Here is a 21,700-nt window from a genome sequence, read left to right as displayed (position 1 = left end):
ATTAGAATGTTCTTTTGTAGGTCTAGATAAGCATAAAAACAGAAAAAACCGTATTTTTTACTGGACTTAAATTGGCGCTGGCACAATTTAAGCCCTAAATTTACTAAGCGGATGTGACGAAAAGGTGAATGAATGAACTTTTTAGCGGGGCTGACGATACGACAGCGACTTTCAGTTGGGTATGGCGCGATTTTATGTTTGATGATCATACTGACTGGGATAGGTATTAAGGATGTCAATTTTATTGATGATACCTTGGCACAAATGACCGATGTCAATTCGGTGAAGCAACGTTATGCAATTAATTTTAGAGGCAGTGTGCACGATACGGCAATTGCCATTCGCGATGTGGCTATTACTAACTCCGATGCTGAATTAAGCCAGTTTGAACGAGAAATCGCAGAACTCGAGCGCTTTTATGTTGAAGCGGAAAACAACATGGCACAGATGAAATCTAAAGGTGTGCCATTTAACGATAATGAACGGCGCATATTAAAAAGTATCGCAGATATAAAGGTTACGACACGCCCTTTGGTTGCGCAAATTATTGCTGACAAACGTGCGGGTGACAATGTTGATGAGGTGGTTTTACAGCAAGCGCGCCCCGCTTTTATAACCTGGCTTGCACGTATCAATGAGTTTATTGATTATCAAGAAGAGGCCAATCAAATTGCAACTCCAGAAGCGCGTGCAGTCGCCGGGGGCTTTGGTCAGTTTATGATAGGGGCTACTTTATTGGCGATCGCCGTGAGTGTGTTTATTGGCTTAATGATTGCTAAAAGTATTCGAGAGGCGCTTGGGGGAGAGGTGCGTCAGGCTGAAAAGGCACTCTCTGCGATTTCGCAAGGTGATCTTACTCAGAGCATGTCGACGGATTACCCAAACAGTATGCTGTCTAAATTGTTTGATATGAAATTACAATTGACGGAAATCGTATCAAAAATTGTAGGAGGGTCGACCGACTTAGCAGAGCAAGCCAAAGTAGTTTCTGCGGGGTCTGACAATATTTATGCTGCGGCGCAGCAGCAAGCGTCATTGACACAACAAACGGTTGTGCGGCTAGATAATTTGCGTAGCAGCATCGATCATGTCAGCGAATTAACGACAAAAACAGAAGAAAACTCGGAGTCGACCGTTGAATTTGCAGACAAAGGTCGTGATGCGATAGCCGCGAGTGCTGCGGAGATTGTGAAGATTGCTGAAACGGTCAATGGCACTGTTGCGCAAATTAAAAAACTAGAGGCCAATACAGAACAAATTGGCGGTATCGCCAATGTGATCAGTGGCATTTCAGAACAAACCAACTTATTGGCACTCAATGCGGCCATTGAAGCTGCGCGTGCCGGAGAATCAGGACGTGGTTTTGCTGTGGTGGCTGATGAAGTCAGACAGTTGGCCAAACGTACCGGGGAAGCAACGGCACAAATAGAGGCAATGATAGGTGAAATCCAAAAAGAAACATCAGCTTCTGTTGAAGCCATGGAGCAGACCCAGCCTCAAGTCGAAAATGGTAAAGCCTTGATCCAGCAAGCTACTGAGCTGTTGCAAAGCATTGACGCCCAAGCCAGCGATTCATTACAACGAGTGCGAGAAGTCGTGCAAGCAAGCACCGAGCAAGTGGGCGCAATCTCGGAAGTCTCGGAGGCGATGAATTCCATCGCGGCGATGTCTGACAATGCGATTGAAGTGACTGAGACCAATCGAGATGCGACACAAAAGCTGGATGCGCTATCGGCAGGTATGCGCAGCGCTATCGGCTTTTTTAAAGTGCGTTAGTCATTTTTGAGTCTGTGAGTGCAAAAAGATGGCTGCGCTTGCGAATCTTATTCGGTTTGGAGAGACAGCTAACATGTTTCAACTTGTCTACATCAGCAAGGCGAAAAAGCGATTTACTGAACAGGAGCTGTTGCAGATGATGTCACAGTTTCGTCAACGCAATGCAGCCAATGGTATTACTGGGTTGCTGCTGTATGACGGCAAAGGTACGTTTGTCCAATTGTTGGAGGGGGAGGCCGCGTCTGTGAGCGCATTATACGCTCGTATTTGCCGAGATCCACGCCATGAAAGAGTAAACAAGTTACATGAGCAGTATGTTGAGCAGCGTTTGTTTGCGCAGTGGCAAATGGGTTTCAGGTGTGTTGAAAGTTGTGACATTGATAAACACGAAGGCATGTCAGAGTTTTTGGTTCAACAAGACAGTTACGGTTATTTACAGCATAACCCCGAGTTTTCTATTCAGTTACTCCACTATTTTAAACAGTGTTGATGAGGCTGATATTGCTTAACAAACTAAAAGGTGTTGATTATGAATCAACTAAAAATTGCACATAGAATATATTTAATGAGTGCTATTCAGCTTGCGATGTTGTTGCTGGTGAGTGTAATCGCTTTAGTGCAAATGGCTAAAATTGGCTATGGGCTAATTGATATAGCGGAGGAAGACATCCCCTTAAATAACTTCCTTACGCAGATAACGGAACATCAATTAGAGCAGGCCATTTTATTAGAGCGCATGTTGTTATATAAATCTTTGGCTGATGCCAATCACCCAGGGTATGACACAAAAGTTCAGCAATTGTCATTAAAATTGTCTGATTCCGTGGAAAAAGTCGGTCAAGAAATTAAAGATACACGGGCCTTTGCCACCAAAGCAATTACTTTGGCGCACTCACAAGAAGCGGCCAAGAAGTTTCAGCAGGTACAGCAGGAGCTGGATGTTATAAGCGCACATTATGCGCAAGCGAGCAGAGATATAACTGCGTTAATGCAACAGCTAACACAGCAGCCTTTGATTGAACTTATGCCTTTGGTGAAACAAATCGAGGCAGAAGAAGATCAGTTAAAAGATGAATTGATAGCCGTGTTGGCAGATGTTCAGGAGTTCACTCAAAAAGCGACGCTGCAAGCGGAGCACGACGAAATCTTGGCGATTAAATTAATTTCTGTAGCGGCTGTATTTGCCATTGTTGTGGCTATTGCCTCCGCACAGCTAATAGGTCGCTCTATCACGCAGCCGCTAGCAGCATTGATTGTAAGATTAAAGTCAATTGCCAGCGGTGACGGCGATCTGACCGTGATGTTGGATGACTCTGCAAAAGATGAGACTGGCGTTATGGCCAAAGAGTTTAACAAATTTGTCTCAGGTCTAAGGGAAACCATTCAAAGTACCAATGAAGTGGTGAAAAGCTTGGGTAGCTCATCGGAGCTGGCAATGAATGTGATGCGTCAAACTGAGCAAAGTGTCACTGAGCAAAAGCAGCAAACAGAGATGGTTGCCGCAGCTGTATACGAAATGACCACGACCACCCAAGATATGTCAAAAAGCACGGCGCATGCCGCTGAAGCAACAGCAAAAGTGCGTGAAAAAGTGAATGCCGGTAAGGGCATTGCCACTCAGACCAATCAAATTATTGAGAATCTCGTGACTGAGCTCAATTTAGCTTCCGATGACATTGGTGAGTTAGTCGAAGAGACCAACAACATAAGCTCGGTGTTAGAAGCGATACAAAGTATTTCAGAGCAAACCAACTTATTGGCACTTAACGCAGCGATTGAAGCTGCAAGGGCGGGTGAAACGGGGCGTGGATTCGCGGTCGTTGCGGATGAAGTACGGACCTTGGCAACACGCACTCAGTCATCAACAGCCGACATTCAAGATTTACTTGAACGACTCAAAACAGAAGCCAATAAAGTGGTGAGCAGTATGGAAAAAGGAAAAACGAGTGCCCATAACTGCTATCAAAAAAGTGAGCAGACCCAGCAAATGTTGGACTCAGCTTCAGATGCGATAGAGCAAATCAACGATTTAAATACTCAAATTGCCACTGCAACTGAGCAGCAATCTATGGTGGCGGTTGATATTGATAAAAATATAAACAATATCAATGAACTGGCAAAGGAAACCGCGCAGGGAGCAAGTGAAACCGCCGATGCGAATCACAATATTGCCAAGCGGATTATTGACTTGCACACCAATTTTAATCGCTTTGTAACCGACTAAGCAGGAAAATTTATCGATTTGTCATTTTATGTTCACCAAGTACTTTTTATAGTGAAAAAAAGCAATGTAGGAATTTGAACAATGAATGACAGCAAAGCGGGCCATATTGCATTGGTATGCATCGTTTGTTTACTACTAGATCAAGGTTCAAAGTGGTGGGCCAGCGACAACCTTGTGGCTTGGCAAATGACCAGTTACTTGGGCGATATGGTGCGCATTGGTTACACCGAAAATCTTGGTGTCTTTTTGTCGGTAGGCGCTGGTTTATCTCCTGGGCAGAGAATGGTGCTATTTATTGGTGTAGTCGGTCTATTGTTACTGGCATTACTGAGTTATATGGTCAAAAGTCGAGATCTGTCCAAGTTGCAATTAACCTCTTTATCTTTAATTTTTGCTGGTGGTATTGGTAACTTGCTTGACCGTATTTTTAATCACGGTGCCGTGATTGACTTTATAAATCTGGGAGTTGGATCTATTCGCACGGGAATTTTTAACATCGCTGATGTTGTTATTTTGGTTGGTGCGATGATGATTATATTGTGCACCCCCTTCCAATCTGCGCAGCTAAAATGATACTTGAGCGCATCGAAGTCATCTCTTTTTCACTGTCGTAAATGTCCAATTTTTGCATTGTTGTTTCATCGTAAGCTCTCTTTGTCGAAAAATAAGGAGCAAACGATGATTTCACGTACACAGCTATATTCTAACTATCCATTTATTCACACCGCGCTAGCCCAGCTTGGGGAGCCTGCTGAACAGTCTCTTCCTGAAGCTACCGTTCACCTAATTCGACTCTATGTATCGAACATCAATGGGTGTCAATTTTGCCAAGCAATGCATGACGAGGCACTCAAAACAAGTGCATCTTCGAAATTGTATAAACGATACAAGGCGGCGTTAGCAAATGAAGATTTATCGTCTCTAGAGCCTTTTGACCAAGCAGCATTATTTTTGGCACATAGGGTGACTTCGGCCTCCTCCTGTGAGCTTGATAAATACTTGCAACATTGTGTGAGTGAATCACAGCAGTTGGCGATTATTGGTTTAGCATTGCAAATTAATAATTGGAATCGTGTTGCGATAGGTCTCAACCTTTAACTTGCAATGACAGCTGGGCTAGATCAGAAATGTTGTTGTTATAAACCTGCTTAACTTTGAGTGGGTTTAAATGGCACCATGCGCGGCTGCTGAGATCTTTGTAACTAAAACTAGCTTGGCCAGCTCGCCAGTTGTCGTTCAGTAGCATGTCCAGTTTGATATAATGGCATGATACGCCGTGGCGTGGTGTACACATTTGAGGTTGCTGGCCAAGTAAGGTGATAGCGATACAGGGTGAACCTGACGACTGCTGATAGTGAAATTCACCATTGAGGTGAAACATGAGGTCGGTGTAACCACTTTGTGTAAGGTGTACTTTAGCGCGCCCAGAAATGGTTTTATCTCCTACGTAAACAAGCAGCGAGATTTGGCAAATCGGCTTAGCCGAATCATAGCCAAGTATATAATTGGCAAGAAAAAGTCCGTTAATACCGCAAGATGTTGACAGCATGCCTGCCCCTTGACCGAGTTTATTATCTAGACTGCTGCACATATTGCTGCAGTCTATTCAATTATTGTTACTCTAGATTGGGCTGTGAGTTTATGCCATTACAGCTAATTACAGTACTAATTGTGTAAGTGTGTATTTACAAACTTAAAGCGAGTAAACATAGATAAATGCAGCGGGCGCGGCAAACCCTGCAATCACCAACCATCCCCGAGGTCCTAGCACTCCTCGTTTACCTTTGATCATAAATAAAGACGACAGAGCTAAATAAATGAGCAAGATTGCATAAAAATCCGAAAACCACATCCAAGCGGCACGAGCCTCATTGAGGTGTAATGCATTGAGTTGGCGAAGTAAAAAACGTGGCTCGACTTGCTCAACGATCACCTTATTTTGGCTCGGGTAAAGGTATAAAGTAGACGTTTGTAAAAACAACTTATATGTTGTCTGATCTGGCCAGAAACGGGCTTTGATGGTGTCGTCCAGTGCCAATTTTTGCAGCAATTGGTTTTCAAAATACGGTGTCTCTAAATCTAAGTTCTCTAGCTGCACAGAGTGAGTTATGCGCGAAACTTGGTAGTTAGAATTAAATTGATGAATATGATTAAGTGCTATTCCTGAGATAGCAAATACGAGCGTCATGCCAATACAGAAATAGCCAATATCTCTATGCAAGCTGCGATTGAGTTGAAACCATGACATTGTGCTGATTAGTCCTCAATGGTCACGGCAGTAGGAATGAAAAGGTGTAATACCTCTGGGGTATCAACTGGGCTTAGGTTTTGTGCCGTGCGCTTTTGGTTGGTTTGTTCCAGTGTCAGTGGTTTTATTTTCAATGTACCCGTAGCATAGGCTGTTTTTCCTTGTGCTGTCATTGGGAAAACCATGTCTCCATCGCGCACTTTTACTCTTAAAGATTGAAACTTTTTATCGCTTGCAAGTTGCATCCAGCAGCCACGTTTTTTACAGACTCTCGTAATAGTGCCTTGGATTGTAGACGTTTGAGTTGTATATCTTTGTGCTTCACTCAGTAACTGAGAAATGGACACCAATTTACTTTTGTCTGCACCGCCGTTATAAGTTTTGCCGATTGCCAATTGGCTAAACATTAAAACGCAGGCCATTGTGGCCAGAATTACACCCGTTTTCATATCTTTTCCTTAATTCAAATGTTTTATACGGAACAATAAGTTACGACAAAGCGCATCACATTGGAACAGTAAGCGCACTCACTTACTAGGTAAGTGGTACTGGTTTTTATCACTTTTAGTTATTTGGCTATGACATAGAACCCTACCAAGTGTATAACTTGACTGCAAAATACCAAGTCACAGGTCATTTCTCTGATCTGCTTGTCCGTGCAGGTATCGACAATGTGACAGATGAGCGTTTTGTAAGAGCACTGTGGGGGAAGCGAACGGCCTAGAGAATTAGGGCGAAACTACAAATTGACCTTGAACTACACCTTCTAAATTGAAGTTTGCCGATACCTTTTGAGGCGGATCAACACGGAGTGTTTAATTGCTGGTAATAGGTGGCTGTGAGGGACGTGTGAGAATGTAGGTCAAAGCCAGTATTTCAATGACGGCCACTATTATCAACACATACCAAGGAGCGGCACTAAAACACAGTGCAATATAGCCTATCAGCATACCGATACCAGCTCCCCATTTCCCCTTAGGAGGGACTACTTGATATTCTCGCCATGCGACAAGGGAGGGACCAAATTTGGGATGCGTTAGCAACCAGTTTTCGAATTTTGGTGATGAGCGTGAAAAGCAAGCAAGTGCTAGGATAAAAAAGATGGTGGTAGGCATCACGGGCAAGGCCATACCTATAAACCCCAACCCTACAAAGATGATGCCTGCTGCATGCAACCAGAAACAGCGGTTAAAAAGCTTCTTCATAAATAGCTGTTTCTCCTTGGTTGTATACGCCGATATTAAAACAATATTCGGCCTGATTGACTAAATACCGAAGTGGTTATGCAGTATTTTAACAGCAGACGTCTCTCCATTATAGACGAAAAACGTAGTTAATTATCCTAATTAAAAGAGAATTCCTTTTTGGCAGGCCATAAAAATAGCGTTTGTTTTCATGGCCTTTGAAGGTACTTTAGAAGTAGTAACCAATGTTGATGTTAAAGCGTCTTTCAACATCGTCACTTTGCCCTGAAAGTGTACCGCCCACAAAAGGTTGGTTTTTAGCGTGAACCAAGTCAACGTAAGAAAATATAGGGCCTGCGGTGACCGCGACGCCAGTCACATTCATCCATGAATTATTTGATGCATCTGACTTATTGTAGATGGTGCCAAAGTCGTTATATAGCTGAAGGTGTGTGATAGGGCCATAGTTAACTGATAAGTTGTAGGCGATATTTACACTGCTCGATGTTGCTTCGGTTGGCATGGTGTCATAGGTCGCGTTGGCTGCTATCGCAATACGTTGCGTTGCATCAATCTGATAGTCGTATTGACCATGTTGCAATTGCAGATTCCAATTGCCAAGGTTGCTGTTAAGGTGTACTGCCCACGCTTGATAATCACCTGCACTATAATTACCGTCGTGTAAGCCTCCCGATAAAGCAGAGACCCCAATTGCCGTTGAGCCTGTTGGGTGTTCTAGATGATATGCGTAGCGCGCAACAAAGGTATTTTGCTCAGCTAGTTTCGAGGCCGGAGCGTCATAGATACCTTCATCGTCGGCACGAATACCGACAATGTCGATAGAGTATCTGTCTTTGCGGTCTTCCACATAACCGTCAATGCCTCCAAGCTCATCATTTTTGAAAAAGCCTAAGTCAAGCTGCCAGTTATCGGTTACTTTTCTTCGCATGACGAGACCCATGTCATAGTCATCTTCAAGGCCCAAATAATAATTTGGACTCATAAAAAAACTGTGAGAGTTGTAGGGATCATTGCCAAATGGCACTTGTGTTAAACCGAGTTGTGTTTGCCATTGAGGAGTGATGTCGTAATCAAGGTAGGCATATTTAACGACGCTCATATAGTCAAAGAAGCGAATTTCCGCATTGACGCCAATGTCGGCAATCTCACCAGACACGTTAAAGCGAAATACATCAAAGTCTAAATCTCCACCGCGGTTTTTAGTATCCTCATCATATGAGTTTGTTGAGTAGTTGACGCGGATAGCGCCGCCAACTTTGATACCTGACTCTGAACTGTCTTTAGCTTCCTTTTCAGCTGCTTGATTGTTTTCCAGTTGTTGTATTTTTTGCTCTAATTGAGCGAGCTGTTGTTTCAACGCTGACAGTTCACTATTGGCCGAAATTGCATGAGGCGCGGTCAACAATAGCGCGCCACCTAAGGCGATTACTTGTCCAGTACTTCTTGACATTGATTAGACTATCCAGAGGGTGAGAATTAACAAAGGCGCAAGACTAACCCACAATATTTATGTGTGCAAATTGGTGGAAATTGCAAACTTTTATGGTTTGTAATCGGATTGTATCGCAGTGGTAAAAAGGATTGAGGATTGTCAGGTTATTGCTTAAATTTTGTTATGTTTAGGGTCCATTTAGAACGTTTTAGATTAAGTTAATTCACAACTTTTAGTTTGTTTATCAATGTGTTGGTGTTTTTTTGTAAATAAGTAGTCAATATTGCACTAGGTGTGTTTTCCACATTTAAAAAAATCAATTTTTATGATTTTTTTGGCCAAATAGAGTTATTTGGCCACGCCATAAATGACTATCTAGAAGTAGTATCCAAAATTGAGGTTAAAGCGACGCTCCGTATCGTCACTGTCCCCGGCAATAGAACCGCCGACAAAGGGTTGATTTTTGGCATTAACAAAATCTAGATAAGAAAAAAATGCCCCAGCGGACATGGACACTCCAGTTACATTCATCCAAGTATCACTACTATTGTCTGATTTATCGTAGATGATGCCGAAATCATTGTAAAACTGCAGCGCATTTATCGGGCCTAGCTTTACTTTCATGTTATATGCGACATTAAAGTTAGACATGGTTGCCTCAGCTGCAATGGAGTCGTAAAACGCATAAGCACCCACGGCAATGCGGTCGATACCTGCGATATCATACTCGTATTCTCCATGCTGCATTTGCAGATTCCATTTACCAATGCTGGCATTCAGGTGCAGCGCCCATGCTTGATATTCTCCCGCTTTTTCAATTCCGTTGTGTAAATCGCCCATCAGGCCTGAGACACCTAGCTCTGTTGTGCCGCCTTTATGCTTAAAATGATAGCCATACCTACCTGAAAACGTATTGTACTCGCCCAGAGGCTGAGTTGGATCATCGTAGATCCCGTCACTGGTGTCTCTGGCACCCACGATATCATAGGAGTAGCGATCGCTTCGTGACTCAACATAGCCATCAACGCCACCGAGTTCATCATTTTTGAAAAAGCCTACATCCAGTTGCCAATTGTCGGCCAGCTTACGTTTGAAGAGTATGCCCATGTCATGATCGTCTTCTAAGCCGACATAATACGTTGTACCAAAAAACCAGCTGTGTGAATTATATGGCCAATTCCCAAATGGCACTTTAGTCATGCCCACTTGAGCCTGCCAATCTTTTGCAAAGTCATAATATAAATAGGCATACTTCACTGCGGTCATGTAATCAAAATATCGCCACTCCGCATTGAGTCCGAACCCGCCTATATTGCCAGAAAAATTCAGGCGAAATACATCAAGTTCGAAATCGCCTCCGCGATTCTTATTGTCATCGTCATAGGAGGTGTGGCTGAGCGTGGTCCTCACTGCACCGCCAACCTTGATAGTGGACGCTGGCTTTGTCTCTTTTGTTTTGCGCTTTTGTTGTGCTTCCAATTTCTCTATTTTCTTTTGCAGCTTTAGTAGCTGTTGCTTGAGCTCGGCCAGTTCTGTGTCGGACGCTGTGGCCAGTGCTGGCGTCAGCAGAACAAGACAGGTAGCAGCAAGGCGTTTACAGTTTGTGAGCGGCATTGGGATATATCCTTAAAAGCAGGCGTATCTGACATAAAGCGTAGTTGAGTATTTGATGCTGTCCATTGCCTTGGTATGTAACGTGGCAGGAATTTTTTAATCTTTTTGTATAGTTGAAGATCAACAACTATATTTTTTGAATGCCCACAGGAAGTTTCATTATGACTATCTCTCAAAAGTTACGCCTTGCATTCATCACCGCGATTGTGGTGCCACTGCTGATTATTGCCGTCATCGTTATTTCTCAAACAAGACAGCTTGCAGTGGATAAATTTGTAGAAATGAGCAGCCGAGAAGCTCAGCAGATTGATAATGGGATCAGCATGTTTTTTGAGGAAGTGGCCAAAAATGTAACCTACTTGGCCAGTCACCCTGATGTACTGCAAGGTCGTGAGCAAGTGTCGATTTATATAGAAAATAGCAGTGCTGAGCAGATGTCTCCGGATACAGGAACTCCGGTGGAGCGTCGCTTATATGAGCTCTACAGGCAATTTGGCTCTTCACATCCGGGCATTTCCTATATTTATTTTGGCAATCCTCAAGGAGGGTATATTCAGTGGCCAAAAGGCCAAGTGAGTGCAAGATATGACCCTCGAGTGCGGCCTTGGTACACCACAGGTAAAGCCAACGGTGGTCAGACCGCACTGACGAAAGCTTATTATTGGGAACCAGATGACACGGCAATCATTTCAACCGTTAAGGCTGTGCAAGCGGGCGGGGAGTTAATTGGTGTACAAGGAATGGATGTTTCACTCAAAGGCTTAACAGACATAATCAAGAGTATTCGGTTAGGTGAAACAGGCTATCTTATGTTGGAAGAGGATAGTGGCACTATTTTGGTCAATGCTAAACATCCGGAATATACTTTCAAGCATATTGATGAGGTTGAAAATGGTCTCTACACCGAACTAAACCGCGCCCCTGATGGATTATTTGAGATCACCATCGACGGAGTTGATTTCTTTTCCAATATCTATACCTCGAAAACACTTGGGTGGAAGTTTATCGCATTTGTTGAACAGCAAGAGGTGATGAGCACAGCCAATAAAATGAAGGTAACCATTTTGGTGATCAGCGGGATCTTGGTGGCAATTTTTATTGCCCTAGCAACCTATATTGCCAACTTACTGTCAGGGCCAATTGTCAATGTGAGTGACGGTCTGACTGCGATCTCCCAAGGTGGGGGGGATCTGACTAAGCGCTTGGAAGTGACCACGCAAGATGAGACCGGAAAATTAGCAGAGAGCTTTAACCAGTTTTTAAACTTAATTGCGCAACTGGTACAGCAAATCAATCACTGTGCGCAGCAAGTGAATCAAACTGCGTTGGCAACCGCGGGACAGGCGGATGAATTGACAGGATCAACCAGTGCCCAGCAGCAGTCATTGGAAATGGCAGCAACCGCCATCAATGAGATGGCGGCAACGGCCAATGAAGTCGCATCAAGTTGCGCCAATGCTGCCGAGTTGGCTACACAAACTCAGCACGCTTCCGAGCTCGGTCAAACCGTGATTACGGAAACGGTGGACAGTGTCGCTGAGTTATCCGGTGTAATAAACCGCGCGACCTCAGATATCACAAAACTCGATAGTGAAAGTGAAAATATTATGTCGATTTTGAGTGTGATACGTGGGATAGCAGAGCAGACAAACTTGTTGGCATTAAATGCGGCGATTGAGGCGGCAAGAGCAGGGGAGCATGGGCGTGGTTTCGCCGTGGTTGCAGATGAGGTAAGGGCATTGTCGCAGCGCACTTCTGAATCAACGGAGGAAATCGCATCTCAGTTGGATAAACTGCGTAAAATGACAGAAGGCGTGTCGACAGACATGACAAATAGCCTAGAAAGAACTGAAAAAACAGTTGAGCTGACTCACTCTGCACAAAATCAATTCATTGAAATTACGCAATCTATCCAAAATATCAGTGATCTCAATACCCAGATTGCGACTGCTGCGGAAGAGCAACAGCATGTAGCGGAAGATATCAACCGCAATGTGGTCGAAATTAAAAACGCAGCTGACAGCGTCTCTGTGATAGCCAGCGATACCTGTGACAATGGTGATAAAATGACAGGCCTTTCAAAGCAGCTCACGGAGTTGGTTGGCAAGTTTAAAGTTTAGTTGATAAATTATGCTAACGTGCTGTTATTTTGTACAAAATTGTTGAAGATCATTCATAGTGAGCAAATCATGTTTACTCTGTGGAGACGGCTCGGTAATGTAAGGACAGTTAAATAAAATTTAAAGGTGGATCATGGAATTTTCCGACTCAGTAAAATTAGCAAGAACTGATACAGGGCTAGAATATTTTGAGGTTAACAGCCCCCTGTGTCAGGCGAAAATTTTTTTACAAGGTGCGCAAATTACAGAGTTTATCCCTAATGGTAAAAGCGACTTACTGTGGGTGTCGGCAGATGAAGATTATCAAGAAGGAAAGTCGGTACGCGGCGGAATCCCAATTTGTTGGCCTTGGTTTGGTGTGCATGAAAACCCAGAATGGCCCGCTCATGGGTTTGCGCGAAAGATTGTGTGGCGTGCGGAGAAAGTGACTGAAACATCGGAAGCTGTGCGTATTTCGCTGTCGCTACCCATGATGCAAGTTGATAAGCAATATTGGCCGCATGAATCTAAATTGGAAGTCGAGTTTATTTTGAGTGAACAATTAGAGGTGAGGCTTACTAACACGAACCTAGGTCAATCACCTTTTTCACTGACACAAGCGCTACATACCTATTTTCCAACTTCTAATATTAAAGACACCACAGTTGATGGTTTGCAAGGGGCAAAATATATCGAGTTTGGTCAAGGTCCTTTTGACCAATCAGAGCTGGTTGGTTTTGCACGTGAAACTGATATGGTTTATACGCAAGCTGCGCCAGTTCAGAATATCCATACGCCAGATGGCACCATTGAGGTTGGCCGTGAAAACTCGACATCTTGCGTGCTGTGGAATCCTTGGATTGATAAATCAAAACGCCTGAGCAATTTTCAAGACGAAGAGTACTTGAGTATGCTGTGTTTAGAAGCAGCCAATGTACTGGAGGACGTTGCAACTGTCGAACCAGGTCAAAGTCATACGTTAACTACAACAATACGCTGGCGTTAAACTTTTCCAATGAGATTGATTGACGTATCCTAACGTGAAGTAAACGTTAGGGTACATTTATGTCAGTGCCAACCATTTTGATCATCGATGATAATATTGAGGTGCGACTAAGCGCAGCTTACTTTCTTGAAGATCAGGGCCTCAAAGTATTGGAAGCCGCTTCCCCAGACGAAGCTAAACAGCTGCTCAGTGTTAAAGCAATTGCCATTATCTTGCTTGATATGAACTTTTCTAAGGATACAACCTCAGGGCAGGAGGGGTTGGACTTTTTGGCTTGGTTGAAAGAGCGAAATAATACACCTGCGGTGCTGTGTATTACTGGTTGGGGAAACATCAACCTTGCGGTTAGGGCATTGCAGCTCGGGGCCTGTGACTTTATAGAGAAGCCGTGGCAAAACACAGCACTTCTAACCTCAATTCAGCAGCAGCTCAAGCTACAAACTCGACAGCAAAACCAGCTATCTTATATTGCTAGCCAACAAACCCAAACGTCGCAGCCAGCAACCGAATTTGTTTGGCAATCTGCGAGTATGCGCGCATTGCAAAAAAAGCTTGAAAAGGTGGTGGTATCTGATGCCAGTATACTACTTTGTGGCGAAAGTGGTGTGGGTAAAAGCCACTTTGTTTCCTGGCTTCATCAACATTCCCAGCGAGCACAAGGGCCACTCGTCAGTGTGAATATGGGCGCATTGGCCGAGTCATTGTTCGAAAGTGAGCTGTTTGGCCATGTGAAAGGAGCGTTTACTGACGCGAAGCAGAATCGCACAGGCCGTTTTACCAAGGCGTCAGGTGGTACGCTCTTTATGGATGAAGTGGCGACTTTGTCTTTGCCTTTACAAGCAAAATTACTGCGGGTGTTAGAAACGGGTGAGTATGAGGCGTTGGGAAGCAGCCAAACGATCCGCAGTGACATCCGTTTAATTTGTGCAACCAATGCTCATTTACCCACCTGTATAGAACAAGGCACCTTTCGCAGAGACTTGTTCTACCGCATTAATACCTTGATGTTTGAGTTGCCTCCTTTGCGTGAACGAGAATCGGATATTGTTCCACTGGCTAAACATTTGCTTGCACAGCATGCAAAGCGTTATGGGATCACGGATAAAGGGTTATCAATGGAGGTCGAAAATGCACTGAAAGCCTACCCTTGGCCAGGCAATATTCGCGAGCTTAGCCATGTAATGGAACGCGCGTTACTGATGAGTGAAGGACCACAGATCTGCTTGGAGGACTGTCAATTACGATTGGCAAAGCAGCCTGCCGTGGCAACGCGTGTTCAGACTCGGTTAGAAGATAGCTCGTGCACTTTGGCTGATATGGAAAAAAGTCTGATCATGCAAGTGTTAGAAGAAGAGTGTGGCGTGATCAGTCAAGCGGCACAGCGATTAGGCTTAACTAAGTCTTCGCTATATCGCCGCTTGGACAAATATGGTCTAAAAGATGTCAGCTAATTTTGAGCGAGTGCTAGCTCTGTATTTGCTGTTGCTCAATGGGCTAGTGAGTGGGCTTAGTAGCTTTGTGGTCAAAGAATGGCTCTTTGCGTCGTGGGCCACCATCCTAGTTGCATTAATTATATTTGTCTGCCTTCAGGCTTTGTCCAATTTATATTTGGGGCGTCTTAGCGGCGTCTTTAAGCGGGCAAGTATTCAATTAGAAGCACTGCAACAGGCTGATTTTACCTATCAAATTAAGCCGCATTATCGCAGTGGTGAAGTGGCGAAATTTGAACGTGAATTAGTGGCATTGAGCGATGAATTGCACAGCCAAAAAGCGCGCTACAATAGCCATATTTATGTTATTTATCAGTTGATAGATAAGCTGCCTTGTCCTATTTTGGTGTTTGACGAAGACAATAAACTTAGTTATGCAAATCCCGCCTTTGAGGCGATATATCACAGACCTTGGCAGTTAGATAAAGGGCGTGACGCTGAGGTACTAGAGCTAGCTCGAGATAACGAACGCTGGCAGTTTTTAAATCGAAAATTACACACAAGTTGGACCTTAAGCAGCAGTGAATTTTATGAGCAGGGAAAGCGTTATAGCTTGCTTATTGCCACGGATATTAGAAAAGTACTGCGCCACCAAGAGCTGACAGCATGGCAGAACTTGATTAGGGTTATCAGCCACGAAATTAATAACACCTTGACGCCAGTTAGCTCGTTAGCACAGAGCTTACAGAGCAAAGTGGTCTTACCAAGGGATCAGCATGCGCTATCGGTTATTGAACAACGCTGTCATCACTTACAGCAATTTGTTGGTCGCTTTAGTGAACTCTCCAAGCCACTTGAAGTTCACCCAAAACAGGTGGTGCTCAAAGATTTATTGATGTCTGTCAATGCACTTATCGCACAGATATATCAAGATCAAACCCTACTATTGGATTGCACTGTGCGTGTTTGTCAGTGCGATCCTCAGTTATTAGAACAAGTGTTAATTAATTTACTGAGTAATGCCGCCGAGGCAAACGCAAAACAAAGCCCACAAGGTAAAACTGTCAGCATTAAGGCTGGCTATCAGGCATCCCATGTTGTGATTACCATTACAGATCAGGGAGGTGGGTTTGCCAACATAGAAAATGCCATGACGCCGTTTTACACCACCAAGAGCACAGGGCAAGGGATTGGCTTAACACTAAGCCGACGTGTTATCGAGCAGCATGAAGGGAGCCTGACAGTAAGCAATGGTTTACACGGAGCAGAAGTGAAAATCTCCCTGCCTAGTTGATAATAATTATCATTACCATATAATTAACACTCAACGAGAGTCAGTGACATTCTAACCGGGAAGTTTCTGAATTTGACTTAAGTATTCAGCGAGGAGTGTATTGTGTTGGTGTTATATCCGTTTATCGCTTTTCTTGTGATGAGTTTTGCCCTAAAGCATATTCAATTACCTAGTCATACCAAGCGTTGGTTGAGTCGGTTGAGCGTATGGGCTGTCGCTGCGGCGATGGCAAGTGCTAAATTTGCTCTGGGGCTGAGCGCACCATTTTCAATGATTGCATTTGTTGTTGTGGGTGCAATTTTGACCTTATTCACTTCATTAGGGGCGATGGCGCGTCATGATTAGCCCTTCCTTGACGCCAAAAATTGGCATAAGGTTTACTATCAATATGGTAGTACCAAGGATATTTAATGCGCGCCAGAATACAGCTTATTTTAATGACGTTTGTGTGGCTCTTTGCGACGCCATCTCAGGCGGAAAAAAGTGATTGGAAGACCATTCAAAGCCCTCATTTTCGAGTTCACTATCAGCGCCCTTACAAAGTTTGGGCTGAAGCGTCAGTAAAGGAACTGGAACGAGTTCGCAGTCAGGTTTTAAGTCAGCAAGGTCGAGCGCTCGAGGTCATTATTGACGCCATAGTGATCGACCCCTTCAATTTGCCAAATGGGTTTGCCTTGCCAAGTTCTGATAGTCCATTTATGGCCTTGTATGTCACACCTCCACAATCAGATACGGCAATAGCGCATAACCCTAGCTGGTTAAAGCTGTTAGTACTGCATGAATATATTCACTTAGTACACTTGTCTCAGCCAAGCAGGTATCGCGCCCGACAGTGGTTGCGAGATATGAGCGATAGTTTTGATTTGGCAAATGCTGTACTGCCGCGCTGGGTTGCAGAGGGTTACGCGACATTACAGGAATCTAAGCTGACTGGTCAGGGCAGACTTTATGACAATTACTCCGAAGCGTTATTGCAAACTTTTGCTCGCCAAGGTGCTTTGTTGCCTTATCACGCCTTAAGTCATGGAGATGGTAGCCTTCGTGCCAGTGCGATGGCGTATTTATTAGGGGCAAGGTTTTTGGCTTGGCTTGAGCAGGAATATGACGAGGCTACTTTAGATGCTGTATGGACAAGAGTAAACGCGGTGGAGAGTCGAAACTTTGAGGTGGCATTTCACGGCGCTTTTGGCAAATCGGCAATACAGCTATATCGACGCTTTATTGCCGAGTATACCCATCAAGCTATTCAATCTGCCTCTCAGCGCACAGAGCTTGAGCAATATGAATTTATGCAATTTGCTTTTGCTGCCCGAGATATACAGCTGTCATCAGACAAAAAGCAGTTTTTGGCTGTGGAGACTACTCAGTCTGGTCAAGTATCACTGGTTGTTTATGCCAGTGAAAAAAACCACAAAGCGGTTGAGCAATTTGAGCAGCGCCAAGCGGCTATTTTGGCCCGAGACCCCGACGATATACCAGACAAACACCCGGCGTCATTCCGACATAAAAAGTTAGCAACTTTGGAAGCTATGGATTTCAACGGGATTTACCATCCGCAATGGTTAGATGAGGAAACCGTTTATTTTGTCGCGCGGCAAAGGGTGGAGCATGGTTGGGCAAATGCGCTCTTCAAATGGCATATTCCCACCGACAAGGTCACGCGTTTATCTAACAGCATTGGGATCCGGCGTTTTAGTATTATCAATGAGTTTCTAGTGATAGCAGAGCGTACCGAACATGGCTTTTCTCAATTGGTTCAGATTAGTCTATCCGATCAGCAAGTTATACCTTTGTTTTCGAGAGACTTAAACTCCGTTTACGATCACCCTGTGATCAGCCCAAGTGGTAAGCAATTGGCTTATTTAAAAGCAGCTCAAGGTCGTGGTTGGCGTTTATATATTGCTGACTTGGCTGACTCGACCTTGGTGGGCAAGGAAGTCCCATTACTTGATGACAGCCAATACGTCGCTTCGCCACGCTGGGACAAAACTGGAGTAGGCATCTATTTTGTGATGGGGCGCAAAGGAGCCTTGGGTATCTATTACTATCATCTGCAAAGTGGTGAATTAAAACAAATAAGTGATGCGGAGCATGTATTTGAAGAGATATTAGGCGAGGTTAACAACCAGTTACTCTTTTTAGAGAGTACGCCATATGGCTCGAAGCTCATGGCGATCTCTAACTGGCACACACACGCGCAGCAAGTTGCGGTATTTGATACCCAAGGGATAGTTCAAAATGACAACAAGCAAAAGACACAGGCCCTACCCATTGGCTTTGCACAAACTGTGGCGGATTACGACCCAACCTTGCAAGATTGGTCTTTGGCAGTGTCGGTGCAGGGCGCTTTAGCAAGCACAGAAGTGCTCAGTGTGGGCATCACTGGTGCAGATATACTCAAGCATTGGAGTTGGCAGGCGGGGATGAGTCAATCACTTTTCGATGACGTATTACAAGGCGGGTATCTGGATATGGCATATCGATGGGGGGAGTTTGACGTTCGCAACGAGCTAAAGGTGAGTGAATTAGATACTTCTGTACAGCGAGATGAGTTGGGTGGTTTTCAAGCAGTGCAAAAAGCTTGGTCCAATACGTTGGAGGTTTCATTTGCACAGCACAGCCAAAAGTGGCGCTGGCGTCCCTATGTTGGTTGGCATATGGTCGAACAACGGTATCAAGGTCTTGAGCACAGCTATTGGGCGGGCAATCAGGTGTCTTATCACCATGATCAGCAGCAATATTCTGTGGATGTTACTATGGATGGCGCGAAAATATGGGGGTACAACGCCGGCCATGAGGTGATGTTCAAGGGGGCAGTGACGTTGTGGCAATGGCCTATGTACATCAATGTGAGTAACCGTTACCGTACCGAGCAGGCGCTTAGCGTTGGTGGGTTTGCGACCAACAGTATATACAGTGGTGTTGGTGGGGATCAGCAGCATGTCGCTGAGTTACCCTTTATGTTTAAATCGGGTGCCCATTACTTAGGTTATGAGTTTGCAACGAGCTGGCGTGCAGGGCAACCGCGTTTATTTTATGCACGTCACCAAATGGACAGTCAAAACTTTGCAAAGAGTTGGGGCATAAAATGGCAAATGAACTTAAGTCAAAAAGTGCTTGGCAGTGCGGCTAAATACGCACCGGCAGGGATCTCCAATATGCATCTGGATGTGGGGTTTTCCCGTCTTTCTCGTGACACTCAGGAAGATGAATGGCGCACTTGGTTTGGGCTTTGGCACCCTTGGTAAATTTGTGCTTTTGAGGAAAAAGGCGAGTGGTCACTCGCCTTGTGCAATTGGTTGGTTTGATAAAAATTGGATCTTATTCAGTATAGGTCGCAACCAGAGTCACGTTAGAGTATGCGCTATAACCGCGTAACATGACCCAGTACTTGCCTGCGCCACCAGTGATGTTACACGACTCACTATTTCCCCATCTGTAAGGACGGCAGTCATAAGTCGAAGTTGTTGGCTTGCTGCCTTTTCTCACATATAGATCCGCATCACCTGAACCGCCAGAAATACTTACTTGGACATTCGAGGCACCTGCTGGTAAGTCTAAATAGTAAAATGTAGTCTCTAATCTATCGCCCTGCAGTCCTTCTTTCGCCACACCGTTGATGAGCTTGGCTGGATCTTCGTTTGGATCGGTCAACAGAACTTGTTTTGTTGTCGTTGCTGATGCGCCGCTGGCATCTGTGACTGTCAGTGATACGTTGTATGAGCCATAAGCTGCATAGCTATGGGTTACGTTGGCACCAAAACCATTGCTAGAAGCATCTCCATAGCTCCACTCGTATTGGCTGATAGACCCGTTAGGTGAGCTCGAAGCGCTTCCATCAAAGCTACAGCTTAACGCTGTGCATGAAGCTGTGAATTGCGCGACTGGCAGTGGATCGCTGTTGTTATCGCCATCTGGGATTTGATTGTTGAAATGGCTTGCTACTTTTGGCCAAATTAAGCTGACTTTTGCCCCTTTGTTGTGACAGCCACCCAAGTGATGTAGTGCGATGACCTTATTGCTGGATGCCGCTAGTACAGGAGAGCCAGATGAACCACCTATGGTGTCACAGTAGTAGCCCAGATCTGTACCTGTGCCTCTACCATTGGCGTTCGCGTTGTTGACTGAGCACAATCCATTCGTGTCGCGATCCGACTCAATGGACAACTCTTTTGGATTGCCTGAGCCGTGCTGTGGGATATAGATACGCTCACCTTGAGTTGCATCTCGGACATCTAACCCAAAGTAGCCAAATGGTTGGGCTTTAGCGAAATCGTTAATCGTGAATAGCGTGTAATCAAGGGTATAATCTGTTGAAAGGAAGTCTTTACCAGTAACTTTTACTACGGTCTCTAAGGTAGAGCCATTACACGAAGTGTGTTGGTAGTTAAACCATACTTCTGTGTTGGATAATTCAGACGCAGTTTCTACGCAGTGGTTATTAGTAAACATGCGGTTATCAGGACCAACACGCCAGCCAGTACATAGTCCACTACCATTCATAAGTAGGCGTGCAACTGGACGGCTGCGTTCAAACTCAGTGGGGTTGCTGTTTGCCCAGCACTGTACGTCTTTTCGTTCCATCGCGCCACAAGTAGAGCTGATCCCAACATCCGTAGCTGGTGCCATTTGTAATTCATTTTCAGTGCCGTGATCATAATAGTCTATGATGGCATTTTGGCTTGCACTAACTTGGCTGCCAGGTGTGTATTCTACTACTGCTGTTTCAGCAGAAATAGACATGGCAGAGAAGCTTGTTACGCCATCATCACTTTGGCTAAGTGTTGCCGCACGCATGTTGTGTTCAGTGTACTCATAGCGTTCGCTGCCATCTTCTGAACGTACCACAAGTTTGCCACCACCGGCTAAGTTAATGTTTTTAAAATGCAGTTTTATATAGCTGGCATTGGGGTGTGTCACTGTTTGTGTGATGATATTGTTGGCATTGTCGGCTGAGAATGCTGCCATTGCTTGAGGTTGAATCACAAGGTTCAGCTCAGCGCGTTTACCAATCGTGGCCATACTTGTTTTGCTAGTATATTGCATCATTTGTGCTTCTGTGAGCGCGGTGGTCTGCGCAAAACAGCTTGCTGAGACAAGTCCTAGTGCTGGTAATATATAACGAGTTTTCATTTATGTTCCTTGTTAGTTTTGTGTTGAGTAAAATTTAAACAACAAGAAACAAGGTAATCGCATATAACGTAATTGTAAAGAAATTGATAATTAAATATTTTACAATGTTTAATTTTTGGCCGCCTGAGTGACTTTTCGGTTATTCAAAACAATTTAACACTGCATTGGATAAATGCTGTTTAGTACCAAGCTTGTTTCTTGCTGTTGTTAACTATTTTGCACCTGAAACAGTTTTAGAT

18 protein-coding genes are annotated in these 21,700 nt (G+C 44.4%); 11 read left to right on the top strand and 7 right to left on the bottom strand.

Annotation, left to right across the window (positions count from 1 at the left end; all coding sequences use genetic code 11):
* Window positions 1–132: 132 nt before the first annotated feature.
* From J8M00_RS25555 to J8M00_RS25535, 5 genes are all read left to right on the top strand, one after another.
* Entirely contained in the window at window positions 133–1,776 is a 1,644-nt protein-coding gene (locus J8M00_RS25555; RefSeq protein ID WP_211013212.1) for a methyl-accepting chemotaxis protein, read from the top strand.
* Window positions 1,777–1,849: 73 nt separating this feature from the next.
* Window positions 1,850–2,266 (top strand): BLUF domain-containing protein, encoded by a 417-nt coding sequence (locus tag J8M00_RS25550; RefSeq protein ID WP_211013211.1) that lies wholly within the window; start codon window positions 1,850–1,852, stop codon window positions 2,264–2,266.
* Window positions 2,267–2,305: 39 nt separating this feature from the next.
* Window positions 2,306–4,000: a methyl-accepting chemotaxis protein gene (locus tag J8M00_RS25545; protein WP_211013210.1), complete on the top strand. Its 1,695-nt coding sequence runs from the start codon at window positions 2,306–2,308 to the stop codon at window positions 3,998–4,000.
* Between the two features lie 81 nt (window positions 4,001–4,081).
* Window positions 4,082–4,573 (top strand): signal peptidase II, encoded by a 492-nt coding sequence (gene lspA / locus J8M00_RS25540; RefSeq protein WP_211013209.1) that lies wholly within the window; start codon window positions 4,082–4,084, stop codon window positions 4,571–4,573.
* A gap of 105 nt (window positions 4,574–4,678) precedes the next feature.
* Window positions 4,679–5,098, top strand: a complete 420-nt coding sequence (locus tag J8M00_RS25535) for a carboxymuconolactone decarboxylase family protein (protein WP_211013208.1) — start codon at window positions 4,679–4,681, stop codon at window positions 5,096–5,098.
* Here J8M00_RS25535 and J8M00_RS25530 read toward each other — a convergent pair.
* The 6 genes from J8M00_RS25530 to J8M00_RS25505 all read right to left on the bottom strand — a co-directional run bounded on the left by J8M00_RS25530 (window position 5,088) and on the right by J8M00_RS25505 (window position 10,499).
* Window positions 5,088–5,549 (bottom strand): DUF1842 domain-containing protein, encoded by a 462-nt coding sequence (locus tag J8M00_RS25530; protein WP_211013207.1) that lies wholly within the window; start codon window positions 5,547–5,549, stop codon window positions 5,088–5,090. The genes J8M00_RS25535 and J8M00_RS25530 overlap by 11 nt on opposite strands.
* A gap of 144 nt (window positions 5,550–5,693) precedes the next feature.
* Window positions 5,694–6,248, bottom strand: a complete 555-nt coding sequence (locus tag J8M00_RS25525; protein ID WP_211013206.1) for a PepSY-associated TM helix domain-containing protein — start codon at window positions 6,246–6,248, stop codon at window positions 5,694–5,696.
* 8 nt (window positions 6,249–6,256) lie between these two features.
* The gene (locus J8M00_RS25520) at window positions 6,257–6,697 is read right to left on the bottom strand and encodes a DUF4920 domain-containing protein (RefSeq protein WP_247687565.1); all 441 of its coding nucleotides are present in this window, start codon (window positions 6,695–6,697) and stop codon (window positions 6,257–6,259) included.
* 366 nt (window positions 6,698–7,063) lie between these two features.
* Window positions 7,064–7,453, bottom strand: coding sequence for a YbaN family protein (locus J8M00_RS25515; protein WP_211013205.1), 390 nt, complete (start codon window positions 7,451–7,453; stop codon window positions 7,064–7,066).
* A 208-nt stretch (window positions 7,454–7,661) separates the two neighbouring features.
* Complete coding sequence (locus J8M00_RS25510) at window positions 7,662–8,903, bottom strand: carbohydrate porin (protein WP_211013204.1); 1,242 nt, start codon at window positions 8,901–8,903, stop codon at window positions 7,662–7,664.
* Between the two features lie 357 nt (window positions 8,904–9,260).
* Window positions 9,261–10,499 (bottom strand): OprO/OprP family phosphate-selective porin, encoded by a 1,239-nt coding sequence (locus J8M00_RS25505; RefSeq protein WP_247687564.1) that lies wholly within the window; start codon window positions 10,497–10,499, stop codon window positions 9,261–9,263.
* Between the two features lie 161 nt (window positions 10,500–10,660).
* Between J8M00_RS25505 and J8M00_RS25500 the strand changes: the two genes are divergently transcribed.
* The 6 genes from J8M00_RS25500 to J8M00_RS25475 all read left to right on the top strand — a co-directional run bounded on the left by J8M00_RS25500 (window position 10,661) and on the right by J8M00_RS25475 (window position 19,576).
* Window positions 10,661–12,619, top strand: a complete 1,959-nt coding sequence (locus J8M00_RS25500) for a methyl-accepting chemotaxis protein (RefSeq protein WP_211013203.1) — start codon at window positions 10,661–10,663, stop codon at window positions 12,617–12,619.
* A 133-nt stretch (window positions 12,620–12,752) separates the two neighbouring features.
* Complete coding sequence (locus tag J8M00_RS25495; protein WP_211013202.1) at window positions 12,753–13,604, top strand: D-hexose-6-phosphate mutarotase; 852 nt, start codon at window positions 12,753–12,755, stop codon at window positions 13,602–13,604.
* Window positions 13,605–13,663: 59 nt separating this feature from the next.
* Window positions 13,664–15,055, top strand: coding sequence for a sigma-54-dependent transcriptional regulator (locus J8M00_RS25490; RefSeq protein WP_211013201.1), 1,392 nt, complete (start codon window positions 13,664–13,666; stop codon window positions 15,053–15,055).
* Window positions 15,045–16,328 carry a sensor histidine kinase gene (locus J8M00_RS25485; RefSeq protein ID WP_211013200.1) on the top strand — a complete coding sequence of 428 codons (1,284 nt, stop codon included), beginning with the start codon at window positions 15,045–15,047 and terminating at the stop codon, window positions 16,326–16,328. Before J8M00_RS25490 ends, J8M00_RS25485 begins: the two co-directional genes overlap by 11 nt.
* Before the next feature lie 102 nt (window positions 16,329–16,430).
* Window positions 16,431–16,673, top strand: coding sequence for a hypothetical protein (locus J8M00_RS25480; RefSeq protein ID WP_211013199.1), 243 nt, complete (start codon window positions 16,431–16,433; stop codon window positions 16,671–16,673).
* A 65-nt stretch (window positions 16,674–16,738) separates the two neighbouring features.
* Window positions 16,739–19,576, top strand: a complete 2,838-nt coding sequence (locus tag J8M00_RS25475; protein WP_211013198.1) for a TolB family protein — start codon at window positions 16,739–16,741, stop codon at window positions 19,574–19,576.
* A 73-nt stretch (window positions 19,577–19,649) separates the two neighbouring features.
* On the opposite strand, the gene J8M00_RS25470 is transcribed toward J8M00_RS25475, so the two are convergent.
* A complete protein-coding gene (locus J8M00_RS25470; RefSeq protein ID WP_211013197.1) occupies window positions 19,650–21,461 on the bottom strand; it encodes a PKD domain-containing protein in 1,812 nt (603 codons plus the stop codon).
* Between the last annotated feature and the right edge of the window lie 239 nt (window positions 21,462–21,700).

This window comes from Pseudoalteromonas luteoviolacea, from assembly GCF_018100925.1.
Lineage (GTDB): Bacteria > Pseudomonadota > Gammaproteobacteria > Enterobacterales > Alteromonadaceae > Pseudoalteromonas > Pseudoalteromonas obscura.
The sequence above is the reverse complement of the archived record's forward strand: the minus strand, read 5'-3'. Positions and strand labels throughout refer to the sequence as shown.

Excerpts from the sequence above, each read along its gene's own strand:
- J8M00_RS25530 (WP_211013207.1), bottom strand. The coding sequence starts at position 5,549 with ATGCTGTCAACATCTTGCGGTATTAACGGACTTTTTCTTGCCAATTAT.
- J8M00_RS25485 (WP_211013200.1), top strand. The coding sequence starts at position 15,045 with ATGTCAGCTAATTTTGAGCGAGTGCTAGCTCTGTATTTGCTGTTGCTC.
- J8M00_RS25475 (WP_211013198.1), top strand. The coding sequence starts at position 16,739 with ATGCGCGCCAGAATACAGCTTATTTTAATGACGTTTGTGTGGCTCTTT.
- J8M00_RS25505 (WP_247687564.1), bottom strand. The coding sequence starts at position 10,499 with ATGCCGCTCACAAACTGTAAACGCCTTGCTGCTACCTGTCTTGTTCTG.
- J8M00_RS25525 (WP_211013206.1), bottom strand. The coding sequence starts at position 6,248 with ATGTCATGGTTTCAACTCAATCGCAGCTTGCATAGAGATATTGGCTAT.
- J8M00_RS25520 (WP_247687565.1), bottom strand. The coding sequence starts at position 6,697 with ATGAAAACGGGTGTAATTCTGGCCACAATGGCCTGCGTTTTAATGTTT.
- J8M00_RS25500 (WP_211013203.1), top strand. The coding sequence starts at position 10,661 with ATGACTATCTCTCAAAAGTTACGCCTTGCATTCATCACCGCGATTGTG.
- J8M00_RS25495 (WP_211013202.1), top strand. The coding sequence starts at position 12,753 with ATGGAATTTTCCGACTCAGTAAAATTAGCAAGAACTGATACAGGGCTA.
- J8M00_RS25550 (WP_211013211.1), top strand. The coding sequence starts at position 1,850 with ATGTTTCAACTTGTCTACATCAGCAAGGCGAAAAAGCGATTTACTGAA.
- J8M00_RS25490 (WP_211013201.1), top strand. The coding sequence starts at position 13,664 with ATGTCAGTGCCAACCATTTTGATCATCGATGATAATATTGAGGTGCGA.
- J8M00_RS25535 (WP_211013208.1), top strand. The coding sequence starts at position 4,679 with ATGATTTCACGTACACAGCTATATTCTAACTATCCATTTATTCACACC.
- J8M00_RS25515 (WP_211013205.1), bottom strand. The coding sequence starts at position 7,453 with ATGAAGAAGCTTTTTAACCGCTGTTTCTGGTTGCATGCAGCAGGCATC.
- J8M00_RS25510 (WP_211013204.1), bottom strand. The coding sequence starts at position 8,903 with ATGTCAAGAAGTACTGGACAAGTAATCGCCTTAGGTGGCGCGCTATTG.
- J8M00_RS25545 (WP_211013210.1), top strand. The coding sequence starts at position 2,306 with ATGAATCAACTAAAAATTGCACATAGAATATATTTAATGAGTGCTATT.
- lspA (WP_211013209.1), top strand. The coding sequence starts at position 4,082 with ATGAATGACAGCAAAGCGGGCCATATTGCATTGGTATGCATCGTTTGT.
- J8M00_RS25470 (WP_211013197.1), bottom strand. The coding sequence starts at position 21,461 with ATGAAAACTCGTTATATATTACCAGCACTAGGACTTGTCTCAGCAAGC.
- J8M00_RS25555 (WP_211013212.1), top strand. The coding sequence starts at position 133 with ATGAACTTTTTAGCGGGGCTGACGATACGACAGCGACTTTCAGTTGGG.